The organism is Pigmentiphaga humi (assembly GCF_900606115.1).
Taxonomy (GTDB): Bacteria; Pseudomonadota; Gammaproteobacteria; order Burkholderiales; family Burkholderiaceae_B; genus Pigmentiphaga; species Pigmentiphaga humi.
In genome coordinates, this window is sequence record NZ_UWPJ01000012.1 from 145,723 (window position 1) to 153,024 (window position 7,302).

A 7,302-nucleotide genomic window follows, 5' to 3' on the forward strand; every position below is an offset into this window, starting at 1 on the left:
ATGTCAGACAGCTCCCCTAGTCCGGCGTACGCCTCGCGCGCGCCCAAACCTGCTCCCAAAACCTTCTTCGAACGACTTTCGGCGCTGATCCACCGCGAACCGGAAGACCGCGAGGACCTCAAGGCCGTGCTCGAGGCCGCCTACGGGCGCGACCTGCTCGACGCCGAGGCCCTCTCCATGATCGAAGGCGTGCTGGCGGTTTCCGAACTGACCGCCGGCGACATCATGATCCCGCGCTCGCGCATGGACATGCTGGAGGTTTCCCAGCCCATCGAAACCCAGTTGCCCGGCATCATCGAAACCGCGCACTCGCGCTTCCCGGTTTTCGAGGACAGCCGCGACAACGTCATCGGCATCCTCCTGGCCAAAGACCTGCTGCGCTACGTGCTCGACCGCGACCTGGACCTGCGCACGCTGCTGCGGCCGGCCGTGTTCATTCCCGAATCCAAGCGCCTGAACGTGCTGCTGCGCGAATTCCGCGGCAACCGCAACCACATCGCCATCGTCGTGGACGAGCACGGCGGCACCGCCGGCCTGATCACCATCGAGGACGTGCTCGAGCAGATCGTCGGCGAAATCGAAGACGAATTCGACGACGCCATTGTCGAGCAGTCCATTTTTCCCGACGGCAAGAACCGCTGGCGCGTCACCGCGCTTACCGGCATCCGGCGCTTCAACGAGACCTTCGGCTCGTCGCTCGACGACGACGAGTACGACACCGTAGGCGGCTGGATGGCCGGAACGCTGGGCCGCATCCCGCGCCGCGGCGACCGCATCGAACGCGACGATCTGCGCATCGAGGTGATCCGCGCCGACGCCCGCCGCGCCCTGTGGCTGCGCGTTTCGCGCCTGTCGCGCGGCGCCGCGCCCGCAGCCCCGGCAACCCAAGGCTGACGCGCCCGTGCGCCTACCTCACGCTGCGCTCGCCGGGGCGCTCATCCTCGGCATACTCCACGGGCTGGCCTTCGCGCCCGGCCCCTTCCCCGCCTGGCTCCTGCCGCTGCTGCAGCTGGCCACCTTCGGCGCGTTGAGCCGGCTGGCCTGGCGCGCCCCCACCCTGGGCGCAGCCGTGCGCACCGGCGCCGCCTTCGGCGCCGGCACCTTCATCGTCGGCATATCCTGGATCTACATCAGCCTCCACGTCTACGCCTACATGGCGGCGCCGCTGGCGGCGCTGGGCGTAGGCCTGCTGGCCGCCTACCTCGCGCTGTACCCGGCGCTGGCCACCGGGGTCGCCTGGTGGCTCACGCGCGGCGGCACCGAAAACCCCTCCAGCAAGCCCGCCGGCGCCCTCGCCAGCGCGCTGGCCATGGCCGCCGCCTGGACCGGCGCGGAATGGCTGCGCGGCGTCCTGTTCACCGGTTTCCCCTGGCTCAACATCGGCTACGCCCACGTCGACGGCCCGCTGCACGGCTGGGCGCCGCTGCTGGGCGTCTACGGCGTCGCATTCGCCGCCGCCTTCACCGCCTCGGCCCTGGCCTGGGCCATCGCGGCCTGCCGCCGCCCCTCCTCCCTGGCAGGCAAGGCAGGCGGCCGCCGGTGGCCGGCCTGGGCCGCCGCCGTTCTGGTGATCGCGGCAGGATGGGCCGCCTCCGCCTGGACCTGGGTGCGCCCGCACGGCAGCCCGCTCACCGTCAGGCTGGTCCAGGCCGACATCCCGCTCTCCGACAAATTCGACCCCGCCCAGATCTGGCAGGGCATGGACCGCCACCGCTCCCTGGCCGCGCCTGCCCGCGCCGACGGCCGCCCCATCGCGCTCACTTTGCTGCCGGAAACCGCCGTACCGGTCTTCCAGGACCAGCTCACCGAAGAAGCCTGGCAGGAGTGGGTCGACAGCGCCGCCCTCGGCGGCGGCACCTTCGTGCTCGGCGTCGCCATGCGTGATGCGCGCAGCGATCGCGACTACTACTACAACAGCGTCATCGCCCTCGACGCCGCCAGCTCCCCCGCCACCCTGGCCAGCGGCCGCCTGGCGCAGCGCTACGACAAGCGCCACCTGGTGCCCTTCGGCGAATTCGTGCCCCCGGGCTTTCGCTGGTTCGTCGACGAAATGGTCATGCCGCTCGGCGACTTCGACCGCGGCCAGCCGCGCCAGAAGCCCTTCGACATCGGCGGCCAGCACATCGCCATGAACATCTGCTACGAAGACGTCTTCGGCGAAGAACTGCTGCCCGCCGTACGCCCCGGCGCCGACGACCCCGGCGCCACCATACTCGCCAACGTCAGCAATCTCGCCTGGTTCGGCAACTCCCTCGCCCTGCCCCAGCACCTGCAGATGTCGCGCATGCGCGTGCGCGAAACCGGCCGCCCCATGCTGCGCGCCACCAACACCGGCATGACCGCCGCCGTCGACGCCCAGGCCCGCGTCATCGGCGAACTGACGCCGCAAACCGCCGGCGCGCTCGACGTCACCGTCCAGGGCACCACCGGGCTGACCCCATACACCCGCACCGGCAACGCCCCCATCCTGATCCTCGTCGCAGCCGTGCTCGCGGCCCTCGCGTGGGCGAGGCGGCCGTCCCGCACGCGTTGAGGCGTTCCGGCAAGGAACGCTCGAGCAGCGGGCCGCCTTCGCGGCGGCCCGCCCGGGAACTCCGCCTCCCTCCTCATACGCTAAAATCCAAGGTTTGGCCGAGCCCGGCAGCCGCCTCCGGCCCGCACCCACTCCTCCACCCATGCTGACATTTCAACAGATCATCCTCCGCCTCCAGGAGTACTGGGCCCAGCACGGCTGCGCCCTGCTGCAGCCCTACGACATGGAAGTCGGCGCCGGCACCTCCCACACCGCCACCTTTCTGCGCGCCCTCGGCCCCGAACCCTGGCGCGCCGCCTACGTCCAGCCCTCGCGCCGTCCCAAAGACGGCCGCTACGGCGAAAATCCCAACCGCCTGCAGCACTACTACCAGTTCCAGGTCGTGCTCAAGCCCGCGCCTCCCGACATCCTCGACCTCTACATCGGGTCGCTTAAGGCGCTCGGCATCGACCCGCAGGAACACGACATCCGCTTTGTCGAAGACGACTGGGAAAACCCCACGCTCGGCGCCTGGGGCCTGGGCTGGGAAGTCTGGCTCAACGGCATGGAGGTGACCCAGTTCACCTACTTCCAGCAAGTCGGCGGCATCGACTGCAAGCCCACCATGGGCGAAATCACCTACGGCATCGAGCGCCTGGCCATGTACCTGCAAGGCGTGGAAAGCGTCTACGACCTAGTCTGGACCCAAGCCCCCGACGGCACCCGCGTCACCTATGGCGACGTCTACCACCAGAACGAAGTCGAGCAGTCCACCTACAACTTCGAGCACTCCTCGGCCGAAACCCTGTTCCGCCACTTCAACGACTACGAAGCCCAGGCCAAGCGGCTGGTGGAAGTCCCGCTGGCGCTGCCTGCCTACGAGGCCGTGCTCAAGGCCGCCCACACCTTCAACATGCTGGATGCCCGCGGCGCGATCAGCGTCACCGAGCGCGCCGCCTACATCGGCCGCATCCGCAACCTGTCGCGCGCCATCGCGCAGGCCTACTACGACTCACGAGAACGACTGGGCTTCCCCATGCTTGCACGCAAGGAGGCCGCGTAAATGGCCGCCGCTCAACCCCTCCTGCTCGAACTGTTCACCGAAGAACTGCCGCCCAAGGCGCTCAACCGCCTGGGCCAGGCCTTCGCCGACGGCATCGCCGCCGGCCTGCAAGCGCGCGGCCTGCTGGCTGAAGGCAGCGCCACCACCGCCTTCGCCACGCCGCGCCGGCTGGCAGTGCGGCTGTCGGCCGTGCTGCCGCAGGCGGCCGATACGGAATTCTCCGAAAAGCTGATGCCCGTCAGCGTCGGCCTGAACGCCGAGGGCCAGGCCACGCCCGCCCTGCTCAAGAAGCTGGCGGCCAAGGGCCTGGACAACGTCGACGTCGCCAGCCTGGCGCGCGAATCCGACGGCAAGAACGAACAACTGGTCTATCGCGGCATCGCCAAGGGCGCGGCGCTGGCCGGCGCGCTGCAAATCGTGCTGGAAGACACCCTGGGCAAGCTGCCCATCCCCAAGGTCATGAGCTACCAGTTGGCCGACGGCGAAACCACGGTGCGCTTCGTGCGCCCCGCGCACGGGCTGGTCGCCCTGCACGGCCAGACCGTGATCGAACTCACCGCGCTCGGCCTGCAGTCGGGCCGCAGCACCCATGGCCACCGCTTCCAGTCGCAAGGCCCGATCGAGCTGCCCTCGGCCGACGCCTATGAAGATCTGCTGCAAGGCCAGGGCCGCGTCATCGCGTCGTTCGCGCAGCGGCGCGCCGCCATCGATCGGCAGCTGCGCGAGCAGGCCGCGCGCCTGAACGCCTCGCTGGGCGACGAAACCGAGGTCGCCAGCCTGCTGGACGAAGTCTGCGCGCTGGTCGAATACCCCGCCGTGTACGTGGGCGAGTTCGAAGAGGAATTCCTGGCCGTGCCGCAGGAATGCCTGATCCTGACCATGCGGCTGAACCAGAAATACTTTCCGCTGTTCGACGCCGCCACCGGCCGGCTCACGCACCGCTTCCTGATCGTCAGCAACATGGCGCTGGCCAATCCGGTGAACATCATCGAAGGCAACCAGCGCGTGGTGCGCCCGCGCCTGGCCGACGCGCGCTTCTTCTTCGAGACCGACAAGAAGCAGAAGCTGGCCGATCGGGTCGAGCAGCTCGGCACCATCGTCTACCACAACAAGCTCGGCACCCAGCTCGAGCGCGTGCAGCGCGTGCGCGCCCTGGCGCGCTGGGTCGCGCAGGCCATCGGCGCCGATGCCGACCATGCCGACCGGGCCGCGCTGCTGGCCAAGGCCGACCTGGTCACCGGCATGGTGGGCGAGTTCCCCGAACTGCAGGGCGTCATGGGCGCCTACTATGCCGCGGGCGACGCCGAGCCGGCCGACGTGGTCGAGGCCATCCGCCAGCAATACCGCATCCGCCTGGACGAGCCCGTCGCCGCCGGTACCGCCACCGCCGCCGCGCTGTTCGTGGCCGAACGCGCCGAGACCCTGCTGGGCATCTGGAGCATCGGCCTGGTCCCCACCGGCGACAAGGACCCGTACGGCCTGCGCCGCGCCGCGCTGGGCCTGATCAGCGCCTTCGAACAACTGGACGCCGGCGGCCGCCTGTCCGCCGACGGCCGGGGCCTGACGCTGGAAGGCCTGCTCGCGCAGGCGGCGTCCACTTTCGCGAACGCGCCCACCGCGGCGCAGATCGAGGAAGTGCGCGCCTTCGTGTTCGAGCGCTACCGCAACCAGCTCGCCGCGCAGTTCGACCGCGCCGCGGTCGATGCGGTGATCGCCATCGCGCCGCCGCTGGCGCAGGTGCCCGCGCGCGTGCGCGCAGTGGTCGCGTTCTCGGCGCTGCCCGAGGCCGCCGCGCTGGCCGCCGCCAACAAGCGCATCGGCAACCTGCTCAAGAAGGTCGAGGGCGAGCCCGGAGCGATCGATCCCGCGCTGCTGGCCGAGCCCGCGGAGCAGGCGCTGGCGCGAGCCCTGGACACGCTGCGGCCGCAGGCGGAAAGCAAGTTCGCCCAGGGCGATTTCGCCGGCGCGCTGACCGTGCTGTCGCAGGCGCGCGAGCCCGTGGATGCGTTTTTCGCCGACGTCATGGTGATGGCCGAGGATCCGGCGATCCGCGCCAACCGCCTGGCGCTGCTGGCCGGGCTGCACCGCGTGATGAACCACGTGGCCGACCTGTCGAGGCTGGCGGCCTGATCCATGCCGACCTCCCTCGCACGCCCCAAGCTGGTCATCCTGGACCGTGACGGCGTCATCAACCAGGACAGTCCGGACTTCGTGAAATCGCCGGACGAGTGGATCCCCTTGCCCGGGGCGCTCGAAGCCATCGCGCGCATGCACCAGGCCGGCTACCGGGTGGTGATCGCGACCAATCAGTCGGGCCTGGGGCGCGGCCTGTTCGACGCGGCCACGCTCAATGCCATCCACGCCAAGCTCAAGACCAAGCTGGCCAAGGCCAACGGCGTGGTGGACGCCATCTTCATCTGCCCGCACGCGCCGCACGAAGGCTGCGCGTGCCGCAAGCCGCTGCCCGGCATGTACCGCAGCATCGCCCAGCGCTTCGAGGTCGACCTGCAAGGCGTGCCCTCGGTGGGCGACTCGCTGCGCGATCTCCAGGCCGCCGCGGCCGCAGGCTGCCTGCCCTGGCTGGTGCTGACCGGCAACGGGCCCAAAACACTGGCCAAAGGCGGGCTGCCGGACGGCACCGTCGTATGGCAGGACCTCGCCGCCGTGGCCGAGGCGCTGGAAGTCGCCGTCCACCCCGAGGAGCACTGATGCGCTGGCTCAGGTCGCTGCTGTTCTCCATCTTCTTCATCGGGACCATGATCCCGTACGCCATTGCCTGCGTGCTGTGGCTGCCCTTGCCGCTGCGCTGGCGCTACCGGTTCACGGTAGGCTGGCCGCGCCTGATGGTGTGGGGCGCCCGCTGGATCACCGGCATCCGCTGGCAGGTCAAGGGCGCGGAAAACCTGCCCGACCAGCCGGCCATCATCCTGTCCAAGCACCAGTCCACCTGGGAAACCCTGTACTTCGCGGGCTATATGCGGCGCGAGGTCTGCTACGTCTACAAACGCGAGCTGAACTGGGTGCCCTTCTTCGGCTGGGGCCTGGCCGGGCTGCGCATGATCGCGATCGATCGCAAGCGCGGCAGCGACGCCTTCGAGCAGATCGTCGCCCAGGGCCGCGACCGTCTGTCCAAGGGCCGCTGGCTGGTGCTGTTCCCCGAAGGCACGCGCACCGCGCCGGGCAGGCGCGGCAAATACAAGAGCGGCGGCGCGCGCCTGGCCGCGCGCACCGGCGCGGTCGTCGTCCCGGTCGCCCACAACGCCGGCGAGTGCTGGCCGCGCAAGACCTTCATCAAGCGGCCCGGTCTGGTCACGGTCTCCATCGGCCCGGTCATCGACACGCAGGGATTGACCGCCGACGAGATCAACCGCCGCGTCGAGGAATGGATAGAGGGCGAGATGCGGGTCCTCAATCCGGAGCGGTATGAGAGATAGCCCCGCCCCTACGCGCTTCGCGCGCCCTGACCGGAGGGCCCCCAGCCGCTCCGCGGCAGCCCCCCGAGGGGGCCTGGGCCCGCCTTGGGGCGGCCCGGCGCCGGGCCCAGGGGGCGGAACTGGCGGACCGGCGGAGCCGGATCCGCGGTTCCCGTCTGGGTCGGCCTCCGAAGCGGAGCGGGGCGAGGCGCAGTTGGATTTGTTTGCGGTGCCGGCCCAGGAGGCGCCCGCGGTGCCGCCGAGCCAGCCGGCGGTGGTGCCGGGGGTGGCGGAGTTGCCGCCGGGGGCGCGGT

6 protein-coding genes are annotated in these 7,302 nt (G+C 70.3%); all 6 read left to right on the forward strand.

Going from position 1 to position 7,302, the window contains the following annotated elements; translation table 11 throughout:
- The 6 genes from PIGHUM_RS07010 (at position 1) to PIGHUM_RS07035 (ending at position 7,009) form a co-directional block, all read left to right on the forward strand.
- Positions 1 to 894, forward strand: a complete 894-nt coding sequence (locus tag PIGHUM_RS07010; RefSeq protein ID WP_124078677.1) for a CorC family transporter — start codon at positions 1 to 3, stop codon at positions 892 to 894.
- A 7-nt stretch (positions 895 to 901) separates the two neighbouring features.
- Positions 902 to 2,533 carry an apolipoprotein N-acyltransferase gene (lnt, locus tag PIGHUM_RS07015; RefSeq protein WP_124078678.1) on the forward strand — a complete coding sequence of 544 codons (1,632 nt, stop codon included), beginning with the start codon at positions 902 to 904 and terminating at the stop codon, positions 2,531 to 2,533.
- 142 nt (positions 2,534 to 2,675) lie between these two features.
- Positions 2,676 to 3,575 carry a glycine--tRNA ligase subunit alpha gene (gene glyQ / locus PIGHUM_RS07020; RefSeq protein ID WP_124078679.1) on the forward strand — a complete coding sequence of 300 codons (900 nt, stop codon included), beginning with the start codon at positions 2,676 to 2,678 and terminating at the stop codon, positions 3,573 to 3,575.
- Positions 3,576 to 5,705, forward strand: coding sequence for a glycine--tRNA ligase subunit beta (gene glyS, locus PIGHUM_RS07025; RefSeq protein WP_124078680.1), 2,130 nt, complete (start codon positions 3,576 to 3,578; stop codon positions 5,703 to 5,705).
- A 3-nt stretch (positions 5,706 to 5,708) separates the two neighbouring features.
- On the forward strand, positions 5,709 to 6,284 hold the full coding sequence (gene gmhB / locus PIGHUM_RS07030) for a D-glycero-beta-D-manno-heptose 1,7-bisphosphate 7-phosphatase (RefSeq protein WP_124078681.1): 576 nt from the start codon (positions 5,709 to 5,711) through the stop codon (positions 6,282 to 6,284).
- Positions 6,284 to 7,009 (forward strand): lysophospholipid acyltransferase family protein, encoded by a 726-nt coding sequence (locus PIGHUM_RS07035; RefSeq protein ID WP_124078682.1) that lies wholly within the window; start codon positions 6,284 to 6,286, stop codon positions 7,007 to 7,009. The genes gmhB and PIGHUM_RS07035 overlap by 1 nt, the downstream gene beginning before the upstream one ends.
- Positions 7,010 to 7,302 lie beyond the last annotated feature (293 nt).